Annotated in this window: 17 protein-coding genes; 7 read left to right on the forward strand and 10 right to left on the reverse strand. The window is 72.2% G+C overall.

The genetic code is table 11. From position 1 onward, the window contains the following. Positions 1 to 13: 13 nt before the first annotated feature. The 5 genes from EJC51_RS12215 to EJC51_RS12235 are packed head-to-tail and all read right to left on the reverse strand — an operon-like array spanning position 14 to position 4,948. Positions 14 to 724, reverse strand: a complete 711-nt coding sequence (locus EJC51_RS12215) for a VIT1/CCC1 transporter family protein (protein WP_126271088.1) — start codon at positions 722 to 724, stop codon at positions 14 to 16. 25 nt (positions 725 to 749) lie between these two features. Further along, positions 750 to 1,976, reverse strand: a complete 1,227-nt coding sequence (locus EJC51_RS12220) for an amidohydrolase family protein (protein WP_126271089.1) — start codon at positions 1,974 to 1,976, stop codon at positions 750 to 752. After that, positions 1,973 to 3,256 (reverse strand): amidohydrolase family protein, encoded by a 1,284-nt coding sequence (locus EJC51_RS12225; protein ID WP_126271090.1) that lies wholly within the window; start codon positions 3,254 to 3,256, stop codon positions 1,973 to 1,975. Before EJC51_RS12225 ends, EJC51_RS12220 begins: the two co-directional genes overlap by 4 nt. 10 nt (positions 3,257 to 3,266) lie before the next feature. After that, a complete protein-coding gene (locus EJC51_RS12230) occupies positions 3,267 to 4,151 on the reverse strand; it encodes an SDR family NAD(P)-dependent oxidoreductase (RefSeq protein WP_126271091.1) in 885 nt (294 codons plus the stop codon). Further along, complete coding sequence (locus EJC51_RS12235; RefSeq protein ID WP_126271092.1) at positions 4,151 to 4,948, reverse strand: acetoacetate decarboxylase family protein; 798 nt, start codon at positions 4,946 to 4,948, stop codon at positions 4,151 to 4,153. The genes EJC51_RS12230 and EJC51_RS12235 overlap by 1 nt, the downstream gene beginning before the upstream one ends. A gap of 100 nt (positions 4,949 to 5,048) precedes the next feature. On the opposite strand from EJC51_RS12235, the gene EJC51_RS12240 reads away from it, so the two are divergent. The 7 genes from EJC51_RS12240 to EJC51_RS12270 all read left to right on the forward strand — a co-directional run bounded on the left by EJC51_RS12240 (position 5,049) and on the right by EJC51_RS12270 (position 13,678). Beyond that, the gene (locus tag EJC51_RS12240; RefSeq protein ID WP_126271093.1) at positions 5,049 to 5,684 is read left to right on the forward strand and encodes a TetR/AcrR family transcriptional regulator; all 636 of its coding nucleotides are present in this window, start codon (positions 5,049 to 5,051) and stop codon (positions 5,682 to 5,684) included. A gap of 157 nt (positions 5,685 to 5,841) precedes the next feature. Next, positions 5,842 to 8,670 (forward strand): MXAN_6230/SCO0854 family RING domain-containing protein, encoded by a 2,829-nt coding sequence (locus EJC51_RS12245; protein ID WP_126271094.1) that lies wholly within the window; start codon positions 5,842 to 5,844, stop codon positions 8,668 to 8,670. 105 nt (positions 8,671 to 8,775) lie between these two features. Further along, positions 8,776 to 9,795, forward strand: coding sequence for a DEDDh family exonuclease (locus EJC51_RS12250; RefSeq protein ID WP_126271095.1), 1,020 nt, complete (start codon positions 8,776 to 8,778; stop codon positions 9,793 to 9,795). Between the two features lie 151 nt (positions 9,796 to 9,946). After that, positions 9,947 to 10,180, forward strand: a complete 234-nt coding sequence (locus tag EJC51_RS12255) for a hypothetical protein (RefSeq protein ID WP_079083468.1) — start codon at positions 9,947 to 9,949, stop codon at positions 10,178 to 10,180. A gap of 69 nt (positions 10,181 to 10,249) precedes the next feature. Continuing rightward, a complete protein-coding gene (locus tag EJC51_RS12260; RefSeq protein ID WP_126271096.1) occupies positions 10,250 to 11,056 on the forward strand; it encodes an SURF1 family cytochrome oxidase biogenesis protein in 807 nt (268 codons plus the stop codon). Between the two features lie 73 nt (positions 11,057 to 11,129). Beyond that, positions 11,130 to 12,917: a glycoside hydrolase family 15 protein gene (locus EJC51_RS12265; RefSeq protein ID WP_126271097.1), complete on the forward strand. Its 1,788-nt coding sequence runs from the start codon at positions 11,130 to 11,132 to the stop codon at positions 12,915 to 12,917. A gap of 5 nt (positions 12,918 to 12,922) precedes the next feature. Continuing rightward, complete coding sequence (locus EJC51_RS12270; protein ID WP_126271098.1) at positions 12,923 to 13,678, forward strand: SDR family oxidoreductase; 756 nt, start codon at positions 12,923 to 12,925, stop codon at positions 13,676 to 13,678. Positions 13,679 to 13,728: 50 nt separating this feature from the next. Here the strand turns inward: EJC51_RS12270 and amaP are convergent, their stop codons facing one another. The 5 genes from amaP to EJC51_RS12295 are packed head-to-tail and all read right to left on the reverse strand — an operon-like array spanning position 13,729 to position 16,027. Continuing rightward, positions 13,729 to 14,316 (reverse strand): alkaline shock response membrane anchor protein AmaP, encoded by a 588-nt coding sequence (gene amaP / locus EJC51_RS12275; protein ID WP_126271099.1) that lies wholly within the window; start codon positions 14,314 to 14,316, stop codon positions 13,729 to 13,731. Further along, a complete protein-coding gene (locus tag EJC51_RS12280) occupies positions 14,313 to 14,963 on the reverse strand; it encodes a DUF6286 domain-containing protein (protein WP_126271100.1) in 651 nt (216 codons plus the stop codon). Before EJC51_RS12280 ends, amaP begins: the two co-directional genes overlap by 4 nt. Next, positions 14,960 to 15,334: an Asp23/Gls24 family envelope stress response protein gene (locus EJC51_RS12285; protein WP_126271101.1), complete on the reverse strand. Its 375-nt coding sequence runs from the start codon at positions 15,332 to 15,334 to the stop codon at positions 14,960 to 14,962. The genes EJC51_RS12280 and EJC51_RS12285 overlap by 4 nt, the downstream gene beginning before the upstream one ends. Beyond that, the gene (locus EJC51_RS12290; protein WP_097262302.1) at positions 15,331 to 15,531 is read right to left on the reverse strand and encodes a hypothetical protein; all 201 of its coding nucleotides are present in this window, start codon (positions 15,529 to 15,531) and stop codon (positions 15,331 to 15,333) included. The genes EJC51_RS12285 and EJC51_RS12290 overlap by 4 nt, the downstream gene beginning before the upstream one ends. A gap of 31 nt (positions 15,532 to 15,562) precedes the next feature. Beyond that, a complete protein-coding gene (locus EJC51_RS12295; RefSeq protein WP_126271102.1) occupies positions 15,563 to 16,027 on the reverse strand; it encodes an Asp23/Gls24 family envelope stress response protein in 465 nt (154 codons plus the stop codon). Between the last annotated feature and the right edge of the window lie 17 nt (positions 16,028 to 16,044).

Raw genomic sequence — 16,044 nt, forward strand, 5'->3', positions numbered from 1 at the left:
TGCACGGGCGGTTTCAGACTCCGGCCGCGCCCAGCAGCGTCCCCGCCGCGTAGGTGACGCCCATGGCCAGCGCGCCGCCCGCCACGTTCCGCAGCATCGCCCTGCCCGGGTCGGCCGCGCCGAGGCGGGCGCTGCTCCAGCCGGTGAGGACGAGGGCGGCGAGGACGGAGACCACGGTCACCGCGAGGCGCCAGCCGGCCGGGGGCAGGACCATCGCCAGGAGCGGGAGCAGGGCGCCCGCCGTGAACGCCAGGAAACTCGCCCAGGCGGCGTGCCAGGGGTTGGTCAGCTGGTCGGGGTCGATGCCCAGCTCCACGCGTGCGTGGGCGCGCAGGGCGTCCCGCGCGGTGAGCTGCTCGGCGGCCTCGCGGGCCACCTCCCGGGACAGCCCGCGTTCCTCCAGCAGCCCGGTGAGCTCCTCCAGTTCGGCCTCCGGCTGCTCGCGCAGTTCCCGCTTCTCCAGCGCCAGGGCCGCCTTCTCCGAGTCGCGCTGGGTGGAGACGGACACGTACTCGCCGGCCGCCATGGACATCGACCCGGCGAGCAGTCCGGCCAGGCCCGCCGTCAGCAGGGCGGAGCGGTCGTCGGTGGCGCCGGCCACGCCGACGACGAGGCCCGCGGTGGACACGATGCCGTCGTTGGCGCCCAGGACGGCGGCCCGCAGCCAGTTGAGCCGTGCTCCGAGGGCGCCGCCATGGGTCTCGTCATGCGTGGGTTCGGTCACAGAGGCGAGGATGGCACCGTACGTGTCACCAGACGCGTACCGACGCCCCCTTCGCGAACGCCGGGCTGGTCGCGTCCGCCGGCGGCTCGCCCAGCGGCTCGGCGATCTCCTCCACCGTCGGTCCCACCTTCGCCGCGATCGGGTCGAGGAGGTCGAGGTCGAAGCCGTACACGCGCGCGGCGTTGCCGCCGATCATCGCCGCGACCTCGTCGCGTGGCACGCGCGCGTAGGCGTTGCGCAGACCTTCGCGCGTGTACGGGTAGGTGCCCTCGTCGTGGGGGTAGTCGCTGCCCCACATGATCTTGTCGACGCCGATCCGGTCCCGCAGCGGCACCTCGTGCGGGCGCATGAAGCTGGCGCCGACGAAGCAGTTGTCGCGCCAGACCTGTGAGGGCGCGGCGCCCATGCGGGCGGCGAGTCCGGCGCCGAACTTGGACTCCGCGGTGGAGGCCCTCGTCGCCGCCGCGACCAGGCGACCGTGGTAGTAGTCCAGCATCTCCAGCACGCCGGGTATCCAGCCCGAGCCCTGTTCGGTGAGGACCAGCCTCAGCTCCGGGTGGCGTCGGAAGGCGCCTCCGAAGACGAGGTGCCACAGCGCGCGGTGCGAGAACCAGGTCGTCTCGACCATGAAGACCGCGCGGGCGGCCGGTTCGTCGCCGAGCGGCGGGGACGCCGATCCCGCGTGGTGGTTGACGGGGACGCCGAGTTCCGCGCAGACCGCCCAGAGCGGGTCGTACGCCGACGAGTACAGCTCGGGCAGGCCCGAGCCCGGCGGGGTGCCGGGGAGCAGGAGGCCGCCCTTCAGGCCCGCTTCGGCGGCCGACCGGACCTCCTTGACGGCCTCCTCGACGTCGTTGAGGAGGATCTGGAAGACACCCGCGCGGCGACCGGGCGCGGCGGTGCAGAAGTCCGCGAGCCAGCGGTTGTGGGCGCGCAGACCGGCCCAGCGGCGCTCGAAGTCCTCCGCGGTGGGCGCGGGCGCCATGAGCGAGCCCGACGGGAAGAACGGCGGGACCGTGTTCGGGAACACCACCTCCGCGACGATCCCGTCCGCCTCCAGCTCCGCGAGCCGCCGCTCGGAGTTCCAGTTCCGGTCGGCGGTGTCGGCCAGCAGGTCCTCGTACGGGTTGACGTATGTCGCCGCCCACGCGTCGAACTCGTCGTGGTACCGCTTCTCCAGGTAGGGCCGGTAGTCGAGCAGGTCGGCGCCCGCGTGGCAGTCGGCCGAGATCACCGTGTAGCGGTCGGTCATGAGGATGCCCCCAGGACAGGGAAGTCGTGGTCGGTCAGCCAGTGCCGGCCCACCTCGCGCGAGCGCGCCCAGGACGCCTCCACGGCCGTCTGGTCGGCACTCTGGCCGAGGTCGGCGGGGGTGGGGCCGATGCGGTGGGCGAGCGGGGTCAACTTCCGGACGTCGAAGCCGAAGGCGTCGGCCGCGGCGAGGCCCAGCATGCGGCGGGTCTCCGCGACCGGGATGTCGTGGAAGGTGCGCCGCAGCCACGCGCGCGTGTCGGGCCAGGTGCCCTCGGGGTGCGGGAAGTCGCTGCCCCACAGGATGTTGTCGACGCCGATCTCGTAACGCTGGGCGAGTTCGCGGCGCTTGGTGTTGGTGGCGCAGACGAAGACCTGCCGGTCGAGGTACTCGTGCGGCGGGCGCTTCAGTTCCTGGAACGGGGAGAGCTTCTTGCCGCCGTGCGCGCCGAGGTAGAGGCGGTCCATGAACCACAGCAGGTTCGGCAGCCACCAGCAGCCCGACTCCGCGACACCGAACCTGAGCCCGGGGTGGCGTTCGAAGACGCCGGACCAGAGCAGGAACCACAGCGGCCGGGCGGGCCACCAGGTCACCTCGCTGACGTAGATGCCCAGGTGGTCGCCGTACTCGTGGCGCGGGGCCGCTCCCGAGTGGGTGAGCACCGGCATCGCGCACTCGGCGGCCGCCGCCCACACCGGGTCGTAACGGCGGTCGTGGTACGGCTCCTTGTCGACCCACATGGACGGGATCATCAGGGCGCCGAGGCCGGACTCCTTGGCGCGGTACACCTCGGCGACGACCCGCTCGGTCGGGGCCGTGACCGGCAACAGGGCGACCCCGCAGTGCCGTTCGGGGTGTTCGGACACGAAGTCGGCCAGCCAGCGGTTGTGCGCCTGCGCGCCGGCCATGCCCAGCTCCGGGTCCTGGTCGCCGGAGAGCCCGAGGCCCACCCCGAAGGGCGCCGCCGTCTGGCTGTCGACCGCGTCGGCGTCCGGGAAGACGACCTCGGCGGCCACCCCGTCGCCGTCCAGCTCCTTGAGCCGCTGCGCGGTGTCCCAACCGCCGCGCAGACCCTCCTCGTTGTCCTGGAACCACTTGGTCGCGAACGCCTCGTTGCGGATGCCGAGCCGGGTCATCTCCTCCCGCCGCCGCTCGCGCCCGGCGAGGAAGTCGTCGAAGTCCCGGTGGAAACGGGCGTCCAGATAGGGCCGGTACTCCTCGGTGGGCAGCCCGGCGTGGCAGTCGGAGGAGATGATCAGATAGGGCTCCTGGTCGGTCACGTCGACCCCCTCAGTCGAGAATGAAGTTCTCCAGGTACGCCGGGTTCGCGCGGTCCAGCATCGACCGGGCACGCGCGCGTATCTGCGCGTCGCTGTGCTCGCTCGGCGGCAGCATCCAGAAGCGGTCCGCGCGGATGCCGTCGACGACGGTCTCGGCGACCTCCTCGACCGGCGTGAAGCGCACCTCCCGGCCCGCTTCCCTCATCGCGGCCTCCCATTGGTCGAGGCTGCGGTACGGCGTCCTGCGGGGCCGCTCCTTGGCGTACCGCTCGGGGCGGTTGCGGTGCGACTCCCACAGGCCGGTGCGGAGCATGTGCGGTCCCGGGAAGAGCACCGAGGCGCCCACGCGCGCGTGCTCGGCCTTCAGATGGGCGTACAGGGACTCGGTCATCGTCACCACGGCCGCCTTGGTGACGGCGTAGACGGAGGCGGTGGGGAGCGGGGCGATGCCGCCGTCACCGGAGGATGTATTGACCACATGACCGGGTTGACCCGACTTGATCATGTGGGGAACGAATGCCTGGACACCATGGAAGACGCCCCACACATTGACGGAGAACGCCCACTTCCAGTCGTTCGGTTCGTGCTCCCACATCCGGCCCTCGGCGCCCGAACCCACCCCGGCGTTGTTGCACAGCACATGGACGGCGCCGTACGTCTCGTAGGCGAAGTCGGCCAGCTCCATTACCTGTTCGCGCTCGCCGACGTCCACCACGCGCGCGTGCACGTCGGCCCCGTCCGCGCGGAGCGCCGTGACGGCCGCGTCCAGCGCCGGTCGCTCGACGTCGGCGAGGACGACCTTCAGCCCCTCGGCGGCGAACCGGCGGGCCATCGCGAGACCGACACCGCTCGCGGCACCGGTGACGACGGCGACCTGACCCGGAAGAAGATCCATCAGGTGCTCCCCTCGGGCGGGCCGTCCAGCACCTGGGCCGGATCGTCGTAGCGCTGATGGACGTACGGCAGCAACGCCCGCGCGTCCACCCGTTCGACGACCTTGCCGCGCTGGTCGCTGGTCTTCTCGCCGATGGTGATCTCCACCAGCCTGCGCACCGGCAGGTCGGCCACCGGGTCGTACATCGACTCGCGCAGCACGACGTCGCCGGTGATCCGCTCCAGGCGGCGCACCTTCTCGTTGCGCAGACAGTGCACGAGGACCGGGTCGCCGTCGAAGCCCGAACCGTCCACCGCGGGAAGGAACTTGAAGTAGAAGTCCGTCTTCTGGGCGGGCTCCGGCAGCGGCAGCGCACCGGCGACCGCGCCGCGCACCTCCACGAAGGCGATGCCGTGCCGGGCGAGGAAGGCACGGACGACCAGGCCCTCACGCTCCACGACGACCTCGCCGAGCTTCTTGGGCTCGCCGAACACCTCGCGGCCGCCGATCAGGGCGCGCTCGTGGGTCATCGGCATGACCAGGGGGTACCAGCCGTCGACGCCGTCATGGGCCGCCGCGACCGCGAACGAGCCCGCGCCGAGCGGGTATCCGGGCAGGTCGACCTTGCTGATGTTGACCCGGGCCAGCGGCCGGGCCGAGGGCTTCAGGGGCGGCGGCAGGACCGCCGCGACCGCGTCCGGGTCGGTCTCCCAGACGGCCACCACCCCGGTGGACCAGATGTCGGGAAGCCGCGCGCTCGCGGTGCGCGCGGCGGCGATCTCCGCCTCGGTCCGCGCGCCGTACCGTACGCGTGCCATGCCGTACCGCCCTTCTTCTGATGGGCCGTCACCTGTAACACAGTTACAGCAGACCCTCCGCGGGGTAAATACGCGTGCACGCACGGGACTTGGGGGCACCATGGCGAGAGCGTCGCTCACCAGGGACGACGTCCTGGACACGGCCGCGAACCTGGTGAAGCAGCACGGCCCCGAGGCGCTGACGATGCGCAAGCTCGCCGCCGAGCTGGGCACCGCCGTCACCTCGATCTACTGGCACGTCGGCAACCGCGAGTCCCTGCTGGACGCCCTCGTACGGCGGACCGTGGCCGAGCTCGGCGAGATCAGGCCCGCCGGGCGCACCCCGGCCGAGCGGGTCGTGTCCGTGGCCCGCATCCTGCGCCGGCGGCTGCGCGAGCATCCGCATCTCGTCGCGATGGTCCACGAACGCGGCCTGACCGAGCGGATGTTCCTGCCCGCGCAGCAGGCGCTGGTGCGCGAGGTGCACGCGGCCGGGCTGCGGGGTGCCCGCGCGGCGGAGGCGGTGCGGGCCGTGCAGTTCCAGGTCGTGGGCTTCGTCCTCGTGGAGCGCAATCGTGAACGGGCGCCCGCGCAGCAGCCCACCGAGGACCGCTACGACGACCCCGCGCTCGCCCGCGCCTTCGCCCGTCCCGTCGACGAGGAACGGCTGTTCGTGAGGTCCGTACGCGCCCTCACGCAGTCGCTGCTCGACGGCGAGGAAGCCGCACGGAAGCAAGAAGAATCCGCCCGGAAATAAATGGGTGGCGCCCGCCGCCACCGTCCTCCTACAGTCGTGATCGCGGGGACGGCTCCGCCGCGTGCTTCCTTCTCTCTTTCCTATGACAACGACAGCGCGCCCACTCTCCGTCCCCGCCTCTGAGACTTCTCTCCACCTTCCCCCAGGGGGCCTCCGCTTGTCCGTACTGTCGTCCGTGCTGCTCCGCCGCCTCCGTACCGTCTACGTCGACCAGGCCGGGCCGCGCCCGGGCGACCCGTCGACGGCGCCAGGGCTCGTCGCGCTCGAAGCCGAGCTGCTGGACCGGGGATTCGCGCCGACGGCGGAGCTGCACGCGGCGCTCGCCTGGCTGGGGCCCGCCGGGCTCGCGGACGCGGGCAAGCAGCTCGTCCGGCACATCGACGCCGAACTGGGCGCGGACCGCACCCACATGCCGATGTTCCGCAGCTTCCCGGCCTCGGTTCCTGACGACACCTTCCAGCTGTTCGTCGACCGGGTCTTCACGCTGTTGCTCCAGTGGCCGAAGCAGCCGTGCGTGCTGTGCGGCACGGTCGGCAGCGTGCACCCCGTGTCCCCGTGCGCGCATCTGGTGTGCCGGGAGTGCTGGGACGGCGCGGACTACGCGGGCTGCCCGATCTGCCACCGCCGGATCGACCGCGACGACCCCTTCCTGAAGCCCGCTCCACCGCTTCACGCGCGTGAAGTCGCCGTGGGCCCGCTGAAGTTGCTCGCGCTCGGCAAGGACTCCCGGGCGGACGCGGTGCGGGCGCTGCTGCGGCTGCTGGCCCGGCGGACCCCGCTGCCGCCGCAGGACCGCGACGACGTGAAGATCCTGCTGGCGCACGCACCGGCCGACCTGGGCTGGTTCCCCCAGGACATCCCGGTGCGCCAGACCAAGGCGCTGGCCCTCGGCATGCTGCTGCTCGACCGGCACACGCGCGTGACGGCCACCGAGCTGCTCGACACGCAGCTGACGACCGCGACGGACGTACTGCGGCTGCTGTGCGTGTGGTCCGGCGGCGACGGGGACCTGCTGAAGCCGCCGCGCATGCGCTCGGTCCCGCGCGCGCTGCGGCGCCGGCTGCTCGGCATCCTCGACGGGCTGGCGATGCCGTCACTGGTCGAGGACGTGCTGCGGCACCCGGGCGCCTGGAAGCGCGCTGCCGAGATCCTGCACCCGTACGAGCAGCACGCGCGCCACCCGAAGGCCGCGCTCGCCTTCGCGGTCCTGCGCGCCACGGACGTCTCCGAGGGCGCCCTCGGCGAGGCGCTGCTGCGAACGGCCGCGGAGCATCCCGACGCGGTACGGGTGACACGGTGCGATGCGGCGGGGACGGCCGCGGAACAGACCGCAGAAGCGGGGGCGGCGGGCGGCGAACACACCGCCAGCGCGCAGACGGCCACGGAACAGACCGCCACTGCACGGACCGCCGCAGCGGGGACGGGCGCTGAGCAGACCGTCGGCGCGCGGACGGCCACGGAACAACCCGCCCCAGCAGGAGCGGGGACGGGCGCTGAGCAGACCGTCGGCGCGCGGACGGTCGGCATCCGTGTCAAGCCCGCCACCTGGGCGGCACGCGTCGAACAGGCGCTACAGGAAGGCGACTTCGAGGCCGCCCTCGACCTGCTCGCCCAGCGCCCCGGCGAGCTGCTGCGCCGCCTCGACCATCTGCTGCGGCTGCGCGAACTCGACGTGCTGCCGCAGGAGCTCGGCGACGTACTGCGCCGGGTGCTGCCCAAGGCCGGCCCCGGGCCGCTGCTCGCCGTGCTCGGGCGGATGCGCATCCGCCATCTCCCGGGCGGGCGGCGGGTGTTCTTCCCGCGCGGTCAGGTGACGCACTCGTTCACGATCGACGACACGCGCGTGCCGCTGTCGCCGAAGGTGACGGACGCGGTCTGCGACCTGCTGGAGGCGGAGGCACTGCGACGCCTCGGCCGGCATGACGCGCCCCGTCTCGACCTGTCCGTGCTCGACTCGGCGCTCACCGGCCTCGCGGTGCCCGCCGCCGAGACCGCCGCCAGCAAGGCCCTCGTCACCGTCCCGCGCGGCAGCACGCAACCCCTGCCCGAGGGCCAGGTGCTGCGGCTCTTCCTGCACTGGATGGAGCCCGCCAAGCAGCGCGTGGACCTGGACCTGTCGGTGGCGATGTACGACGCCGAGTGGAACTTCGCGGGCCTGTGCGACTACACGAACCTCGTCCATGAGGGCCGCTCGGCCGTCCACTCCGGCGACCTGGTGTCGGCGCCCGCGCCGGACGGGGCGACCGAGTACGTGGACCTCGACCTGGCCGCACTCGCGGAACGCGGTGTGCGCTACGCCCTGCCGGTCGTCTTCAGCTTCAACGACATCGCGTTCGACGAGCTCCTGGACGCCTTCGCCGGCTTCATGGCGCTGCCTTCCGCGGCCGAGGAGGACCGGAACGCGTCGTACGACCCGCGTACGGTCCGTCAGCGCTACGACCTGGTGGGCGACTCGCGCATCCACGTCCCGATGCTGGTCGACCTCGACCGCCGTACGTTCCTGTGGACCGATCTCCACCTCCCGGCCGACGAGGGCTTCCACAGCCTGTACCGGCACGGCGCCGACCTCGGCCGGGTCGCCCAGGACCTGCACCAGTACTTCGCGTCGGGCCGAACGACCCTGTGGGACCTGGCGGTGTGGCGGGCGGCCGCGCGCGGCGACGAGGTCGCGGTGATACGGCGCGCACCGCATCCGCGCGCCGTGGACGAACTGTGGCGCTACCGGCGGCACGAAGGAGAGGCGGACACCGCGTTCGCCGCGCGCGTGCGCGACCTCGAACCGCCCCAGGCGCGGCAACCCTCCGAGACGGCCGACGCCCTCGCGGGTGAAGCCGCGTCACACCGGCACGTGTTCCTCGCGCTCGTGCACGGGGGCGTGGCACCGGCGGGCGCGACCGGGTCGGCGTACCGGCTGCTGCCGGGGCCGGTCGACGGCTGCGGGCTCGAAGCGCTGGCGGCGGGGGATCTGGTGGCGGCGCTGGGCTGAGGATTCGAGGCCCGCTGGAAGAGCACTGAAGTGCCCGGCACCGGAACAGGGTTGCGGGGCGGGTGGGCGCGGGACTGTCAGTGGGGGCCCGTATCCTCAGGGACCATGCTCGAAGACCGTACCGCCGAAGCGTCCTCCCCCACCCAGTGGCCGGCCGCGTATCCGAAGGGATACGCGGTCGTTGACGTGGAGACCACGGGACTGGCCCGCGACGACCGGATAATCTCCGCGGCCGTCTACCGGCTGGACGCGCGCGGTGAGGTCGAGGACCACTGGTACACGCTGGTCAACCCGGAGCGCGACCCGGGCCCGGTGTGGATCCATGGTCTGACGAGCGACGTGCTGGAGGGCGCGCCCCTGTTCCAGGACATCGCCGAGGAGTTCTCGGCGAGGCTGGAGGGCCGGGTGCTCGTCGCGCACAACGCGGTCTTCGACTGGCAGATGATCGCCCGGGAGTACGCGCGCGCGGAGCGCGAGGCGCCGGTGCGGCAGCGGCTGTGCACCATCGCGCTGTCCAAGGAGCTGGCGCTGCCGCTGCCCAACCACAAGCTGGAGTCGCTGGCCGCCCACTTCGGCGTCGTCCAGCAGCGTGCGCACCACGCGCTCGACGACGCGCGCGTGCTGGCGGAGGCGTTCCGGCCGAGCCTCCGGGCGGCGGCCTCGCGGAGCATCCGGCTGCCGTTGCACGAGTGCCGGCCGCTGACGGAGTGGACGGACCGGGCGGTGCCCCGGCAGCAGGGCAGTAGCGGCGGCGTTGGCGGTGGCGGTGGGTACGGCGGCTACAGCAGCTATCGGCCGACCAGTTGGCGCCCGGCACGCAAAAGGCCCGCATGCCCCTATCCCAACCCGGGGCGTTACGAAGAGGGCAAACCGCTCAAGCAGGGCATGCGGGTCGCGTTCTCCGGGGACACCTCGACCGAGCGCGACCTGCTGGAGGACCGCGCGATCGAGGCCGGGCTGCACGTCGCCACAAGCATCTCCCGCCTGACCAGCCTCCTCGTCACCAACGACCCCGACTCGGGCACGTCGAAGGTCGTCAAGGCCCGGCAGTACGGCACCCCGGTCGTCGACGAGGCGGCGTTCGGCCAACTCCTGGGGAACGTGGCACCGGCGTCGGAAGGCTGACCGTACGCACGCGTGGCACCGGCGTCGGAAAACTGATCGCACGCACGCGTGGCACCGGCGTCGGAGAGACGACCGTACGGACGGGTGATTGCGCCGCGACTCGCCCGCCGCCCGCTCGCCCGCGCCGTACGGACAGCTCACCCTGTGGCGCATGGCGACTTGCGAAGTTTGCGGCAACAACTACGGCATGACCTTCGAGGTGCACGCCCAGGGCGCGGTCCACGTCTTCGACTGCTTCTCCTGCGCGATCCACCGCATGGCCCCGATCTGCGAGCACTGCCGGGTCCAGATCATCGGCCAGGGCGTCGAGGTCGAGGGCCACTGGTTCTGCGGGGCGCACTGCGCCCGCGCGGAGGGGAAGGTGGGCATCGTCGACCGGGTCTGACCACCGGGTCGACCGGATCCGGCACACCCCTGTGCGAACACCCCACGGCCCGAGTTGTACCGTCGTGGGGTGTACCGCTTCCTGTTGTCCCGGCAGTGGGTGATCCTCACGCTGGTCGCCCTCCTTCTCATCCCCACGATGATCAGGCTGGGCATCTGGCAGATGCACCGCTACGACGAGCGCACCGCCCGCAACCAGCTGGTCTCCGACGCGCTGGACGCGAAGCCGGTGCCCGTGGAGACGCTGACGTCCCCGGGGCACACCGTGACCAGCAAGGAGCGGTACCACTCGGTGACCGCGAAGGGTCGGTTCGACACCGACCACGAGGTCGTCGTCCGCCGCCGCACCAACTCCGACGACGAGGTCGGCTACCACGTCCTGACCCCGTTCGTCCTGAACGACGGCAAGGTGCTGCTGGTCAACCGGGGCTGGATCGCAGCGGACGGCCCGAGCCAGACCGCGTTCCCGAAGATCCCCGCTCCCCCGCGCGGCGAGATCACGGTCACCGGGCGGCTGATGCCCGACGAGACGACCGAGGCGAGCGGCATCAAGGACCTCAAGGGCCTGCCCGACCGCCAGATCATGCTGATCAACAGCGCGCAGGAGGCGAAGCGGCTCGGCGCCGACGTCCTCGGCGGCTACATCGCCCAGACCGCGCCCGAGCCCAAGGGCGACATCCCGGAGCTGATGGGCAGCAAGCCCGGCATGGAGAACGCCGCGCTGAACTTCGCGTACGCCTACCAGTGGTGGCTGTTCGCCGCGGCCGTGCCGATCGGCTGGGTCGTGCTGGTGCGGCGCGAGACGCGGGACCGCCGGGAGAAGGCGGAGAAGGAGTCGGGCGCGGAGTCGGAGGAGACGGAACCGGCCGCGGTCTGAGGCCGGCCGTTCGAAATCACTCGGGCGGCTCCACCCCGGATTGTCCTGCCACCCCTCCGGGAACCCGCATCCCGTGCACCCCCGTATCGAGGACTACGCCCTCATCGGCGACGAACAGACGGCGGCCCTGGTCGGCAAGGACGGCAGCGTCGACTGGCTGTGCCTGCCCCGCTTCGACTCGGCCGCCTGCTTCGCCCGGCTGCTCGGCGACGAGGAGAACGGACACTGGCGCATCGCGCCCCGCGACGGCCCGGACCGGTGCGCCCGCCGCGCCTACCGTCCCGGCACCCTCGTGCTGGACACCGACTGGGAGACCGACACCGGCTCGGTGCGGGTCACCGACCTGATGCCCCAGCGCGACCGCGCCCCCGACCTCGTACGCGTCATCGAGGGCCTCAGCGGCGAGGTCACCGTCCGCAGCACGCTCCGGCTGCGTTTCGACTACGGCTCGATCATGCCGTGGATGCGCAGGACCGACGGGCACCGGGTCGCCGTCGCCGGCCCGGACTCGGTGTGGCTGCGCAGCGAACCCGAGGTGCGCACCTGGGGCGAGGACTTCTGCACGCACTCGGAGTTCACCGTCAAGAAGGGCGAGAAGGTGTCGTTCGTCCTCACCTGGCACCCCTCGCACGAGCCGCGCCCGCCGCAGACCGACCCGCTCGACGCCCTGCGCGCCAGCGTCGAGGACTGGCAGGCGTGGTCGGACCGCTGCCGCTACGACGGCCCCTACAAGGACATCGTCCTGCGCTCCCTGATCACGCTCAAGGCCCTCACCTACGCCCCGACCGGCGGCATCGTCGCCGCGGCCACCACCTCGCTGCCGGAGGAGCTGGGCGGCGTACGCAACTGGGACTACCGGTACTGCTGGCTGCGCGACTCCACGCTCACCCTCGGCGCGCTGCTGTCGGCGGGGTACCACGAGGAGGCCGAGGCCTGGCGCGACTGGCTGCTGCGCGCGGTCGCGGGCGATCCGGCGGACCTTCAGATCATGTACGGCGTCGCGGGCGAGCGGCGGCTGCCCGAGTTCGAACTGCCGTGGCTCACCGGCTTCCACGGCTCGGCGCCGGTACGGATCGGCAACGAGGCCGTGAAACAGCTCCAGCTGGACGTGTACGGCGAGGTCATGGACTCCCTCTCGCTGGCCCGGAGTTCGGGGCTGTCCACCAAGCCGCACATCTGGTCCCTCCAGTGCGCCCTGATGGATTTCCTGCGCGGAGCGTGGCGGCAGCCCGACGAAGGGCTGTGGGAGGTGCGCGGCGGGCGCCGTCAGTTCGTCCACTCCAAGGTGATGGTGTGGGTGGCCGCCGACCGGGCCGTCCGCGCCCTGGAGGACAACCCCGTGCTGCACGGCGACCTCGACGGCTGGCGGAAGATGCGCGACGAGGTGCACCGCGAGGTGTGCGAGAAGGGCTTCGACGCCGAGCGCAACACCTTCACCCAGGCTTACGGTTCGAGCGAGCTCGACGCCTCCCTGCTCCTCATCCCCCGGGTCGGCTTCCTGCCGCCCGACGATCCGCGCGTGATCGGCACCGTCGACGCGATCCGCGAGGAGCTGGGCCACGGCGGCTTCCTGCGCCGGTACAGCACCGACGGCACGACGGTCGACGGGCTGCCGGGCGACGAGGGCACGTTCCTGGTCTGCTCGTTCTGGCTGGCGGACGCCCTGCACATGACGGGCCGCACGAAGGAGGCCCGTGAGCTGTTCGAGCGACTCGTGGGGCTGGCCAACGACGTGGGGCTGCTGTCCGAGGAGTACGACCCGGCGCACGACTGCCACCTCGGCAACTTCCCGCAGGCGTTCAGCCACATCGGACTGGTGAACACCGCCCTCGCCCTGTTCGGGGACGAGGAGGCAGGATAGGGGCCATGGATCTTGGACTGAAGGACCGGGTGTACGTCGTCACCGGGGCCACCCGCGGTCTCGGCAACGCGTCCGCGCGCGAGCTGGTCGCCGACGGGGCGAAGGTGGTACTGACCGGGCGGGACGAGAAGCGGGTCGCCGACGCGGCGGCCGAGCTGGGGCCGAACGCCATCGGGCTGGCCGTCGACAACGCCGACCCGGAGGCTCCGGCCCGCCTGATCGCGGCCGCGCGGGAGAGCTTCGGCGGCTTCGACGGCATCCTGATCAGCGTGGGCGGGCCGGCGCCGGGCTTCGTCGCGGACAACACGGACGAGCAGTGGACCAGCGCGTTCGAGTCGGTCTTCCTGGGTGCGGTACGGCTCGCGCGCGCGGCGGCGGAGGAGCTGGAGGCCGGGGGTGTCATCGGGTTCGTGCTGTCGGGCTCGGTGCACGAGCCGATCCCGGGGCTGACCATCTCCAACGGGCTGCGGCCGGGGCTCGCCGGGTTCGCGAAGTCGATCGCGGACGAGCTGGGGCCGCGCGGGATTCGCGTCGTAGGCCTGCTGCCGTCGCGTATCGACACGGATCGCGTGCGTGAGCTGGATGGGCTGTCCGCGGATCCGGAGGCCACCCGTGCCGCCAATGAGGCGCGGATTCCGTTGCGGCGGTACGGGACGCCGGAGGAGTTCGGGCGTACGGCGGCGTTCTTGCTCTCCCCTGCGGCTTCCTATTTGACCGGCATCATGCTGCCTGTTGACGGGGGGATGCGGCACGGCTTTTGAGTGCGGGCCGGTGGGGGTTGATCGCGCAGTTCCCCGCGCCCCTAAAAGCCTTAACTCACCCTCTCTGCACGATGCTTGACCGCCTTCATGCGGACCTCCGCCGGCAGAGACTCCAGGCCCGCCGAGTTCCTCGCGTGCGTCAGGGCCTCCGTCGTCAGGTGGCTCAGTGCCGTCCCGGGGTCCACGTGCGGTTCCAGCAGGAGCCGTACGCGGGTCTCCGGGGCGTCGCGCCGGCCCGTCAGATGCACGTGGGCCTGGGAGACGCCGTCCAACCGCGTGGCCTCGTCGGCCAGTACGCCTTCCAGCGCCCGGCCGCGCAGGAGCGCGCCCTCGCCGTCGCCGGTGTCGATCAGGACCTCGGTGAGGCGGTGCCGGCGCAGGTTCGCGACCAGCCACCACAGGGCGAGCAGCACGAGAAGCGCGAGCACGCCGAGGACCGTCGGCCACCACCAGCCGGCGTCCCGCCAGCGGGTGCGTTCGGCGGTGTCGAGGAGTACGTCGTGACGGCTGTCGTGGATCCACCAGGAGGGCGGGTTCGCGCCCAGCCCCACGGCCAGCACCGCGCCGCCCACGACGACCAGCACCAGCCCGATCAGGCCCAGCAGCACCCGATTGACGACCCTGAGCACGGCCCTCACCCCTTCTTCCCGGGCCGCCGCACGTGCAGCGACAGCGACGGCGGCCGGGCCAGCCCCAGCCCCCGGATCGCGTCGCCGAGCACGGCGTCCAGGTCGGCGTGTACGTCGTCCAGTTCACGGAAGTGCGCGACCGCGCTGACGTCGGCCTTGGCGCGGGACAGCCGGACCCGCACCGACTGCACACCGGCGACCTCGACGGCCCGGTCGCGCAGGACCAGGGCGGCGGCCTCGCGGTACAGGCCGGCCCGTACGTCGGCGTGGGTGCGCCGCATGGGCAGGACGCCGCGCAGGCCGGGGGTGGCGGCGAGGACGATCAGCCAGAGGCCGAGGGCGGCGGCGACGCCGGCGCCGACGAGGACCCAGGTGTCGTCCAGGGTCCGCTCGGCGAGCTGGGTCGCCAGTTCGCGGCGCCAGCGCATGGCCGGCTGTCCGGCGCGGACGGCCGCGATGTCGTAGAGGAAGAGTCCGGCGACGCCGAGGAGCAGCACCGCGGCGACGGCCGCGGGGACGCGCCGGGGCGACCAGAAACGGCCGCTGCCGCCGCTGCCTTCGAGGACCGGTGGTGGTGGTGCGGGGTCCGGTTCGGTCGGCTTCTCCAGAACCGGCAGTCGTTGCGTCGTGCCCTCGGAGCCCTGGGGCTCGCTCATCGCGTCCTCCCCTGTGCCGCGCCGTGCGCCGGGGTCAGATGCAGCCGCTCGACCTGGACCGCGACCTCCGACACCTCCATTCCCACCAACGCGCGTACCCGCTCCACCACATGTCGACGCACCCGGGCGCAACGGGCGCCGATGTCGGTGGGGTAGCCGAGTTCGAGGTGGACGTGGACGCGCGCCGTGTCGTGGTGGACCACCACGGTGGCGTGCGCGGGCGCGGCCTCGTCCGGGACCTCCCCGATCACCTCGCGCGCCGCCTGCGAGGCGATCTTCGCCACGACCCGGTCGGCGATCCGCGTCGCACCGCGTTCGCCGGGCGGTACGACGGTCAGGGGCCTGTGCAGCTCACCGGCCTCGGCGGTCATCTGGGTCCCCGCCGGTCGCGGCGTTCGTCACGGGTGCGGAAGAAGTCGCCGATCTCCAGGTCTCCCTCCATGAAGCGGCCGACGACGAACCCGATCGCGCCCAGGGCCGCCACCAGCAGAAAGGCCCCGAACCCGCCGAAGTACCCGGCGAAGCCCAGCGCCATACCGGCGATCATGCCGACCACGGCCATGCTCATGCCGCACTCCCCTCAGCCGTTCGGAGACCCTTCACTGGATCCGGGGCTCCGGCTCGTCGTCCTCTTCCTCGGGCAGTTTCACGTCGCTGACCGCGATGTTGACCTCGACGACCTCCAGGCCGGTCATCCGCTCCACGGCCGCGATGACGTTCTCCCGGACGGCCCGGGCCACGTCGGAGATCGACACGCCGTAGTCGACGACGATCTCCAGGTCGAGCGCGGTCTGCACCTCGCCGACCTCGGCCTTCACGCCGCGTGTCACGGATTTCGAGCCGCCGGGCACCCGGTCGCGGACGGCCCCGAAGGTGCGGGAGAGCCCACTGCCCATGGCGTGCACGCCGAGGACGTCCCGGGCGGCCATCCCGGCGATCTTCTCCACGACCCCGTCGGCGATGGTGGTCCGTCCTCGGGTCGCCGGGTCACCGCCGCCGCGCTTGACGGCCTTGCGGGGCTGCGTGGCGGTCTCTACGTCGGGAGTCTGCGTCTGCTCTGTCATCGCCGTACATCCCTTTC

This window comes from Streptomyces aquilus, assembly GCF_003955715.1.
Classification (GTDB): Bacteria; Actinomycetota; Actinomycetes; order Streptomycetales; family Streptomycetaceae; genus Streptomyces; species Streptomyces aquilus.

Excerpts from the sequence above, each read along its gene's own strand:
- EJC51_RS12250 (WP_126271095.1), top strand. The coding sequence starts at position 8,776 with ATGCTCGAAGACCGTACCGCCGAAGCGTCCTCCCCCACCCAGTGGCCG.
- EJC51_RS12230 (WP_126271091.1), bottom strand. The coding sequence starts at position 4,151 with ATGGATCTTCTTCCGGGTCAGGTCGCCGTCGTCACCGGTGCCGCGAGC.
- EJC51_RS12290 (WP_097262302.1), bottom strand. The coding sequence starts at position 15,531 with ATGAGCATGGCCGTGGTCGGCATGATCGCCGGTATGGCGCTGGGCTTC.
- EJC51_RS12255 (WP_079083468.1), top strand. The coding sequence starts at position 9,947 with ATGGCGACTTGCGAAGTTTGCGGCAACAACTACGGCATGACCTTCGAG.
- EJC51_RS12285 (WP_126271101.1), bottom strand. The coding sequence starts at position 15,334 with ATGACCGCCGAGGCCGGTGAGCTGCACAGGCCCCTGACCGTCGTACCG.
- EJC51_RS12295 (WP_126271102.1), bottom strand. The coding sequence starts at position 16,027 with ATGACAGAGCAGACGCAGACTCCCGACGTAGAGACCGCCACGCAGCCC.
- EJC51_RS12270 (WP_126271098.1), top strand. The coding sequence starts at position 12,923 with ATGGATCTTGGACTGAAGGACCGGGTGTACGTCGTCACCGGGGCCACC.
- EJC51_RS12235 (WP_126271092.1), bottom strand. The coding sequence starts at position 4,948 with ATGGCACGCGTACGGTACGGCGCGCGGACCGAGGCGGAGATCGCCGCC.
- EJC51_RS12240 (WP_126271093.1), top strand. The coding sequence starts at position 5,049 with ATGGCGAGAGCGTCGCTCACCAGGGACGACGTCCTGGACACGGCCGCG.
- EJC51_RS12280 (WP_126271100.1), bottom strand. The coding sequence starts at position 14,963 with ATGAGCGAGCCCCAGGGCTCCGAGGGCACGACGCAACGACTGCCGGTT.
- EJC51_RS12220 (WP_126271089.1), bottom strand. The coding sequence starts at position 1,976 with ATGACCGACCGCTACACGGTGATCTCGGCCGACTGCCACGCGGGCGCC.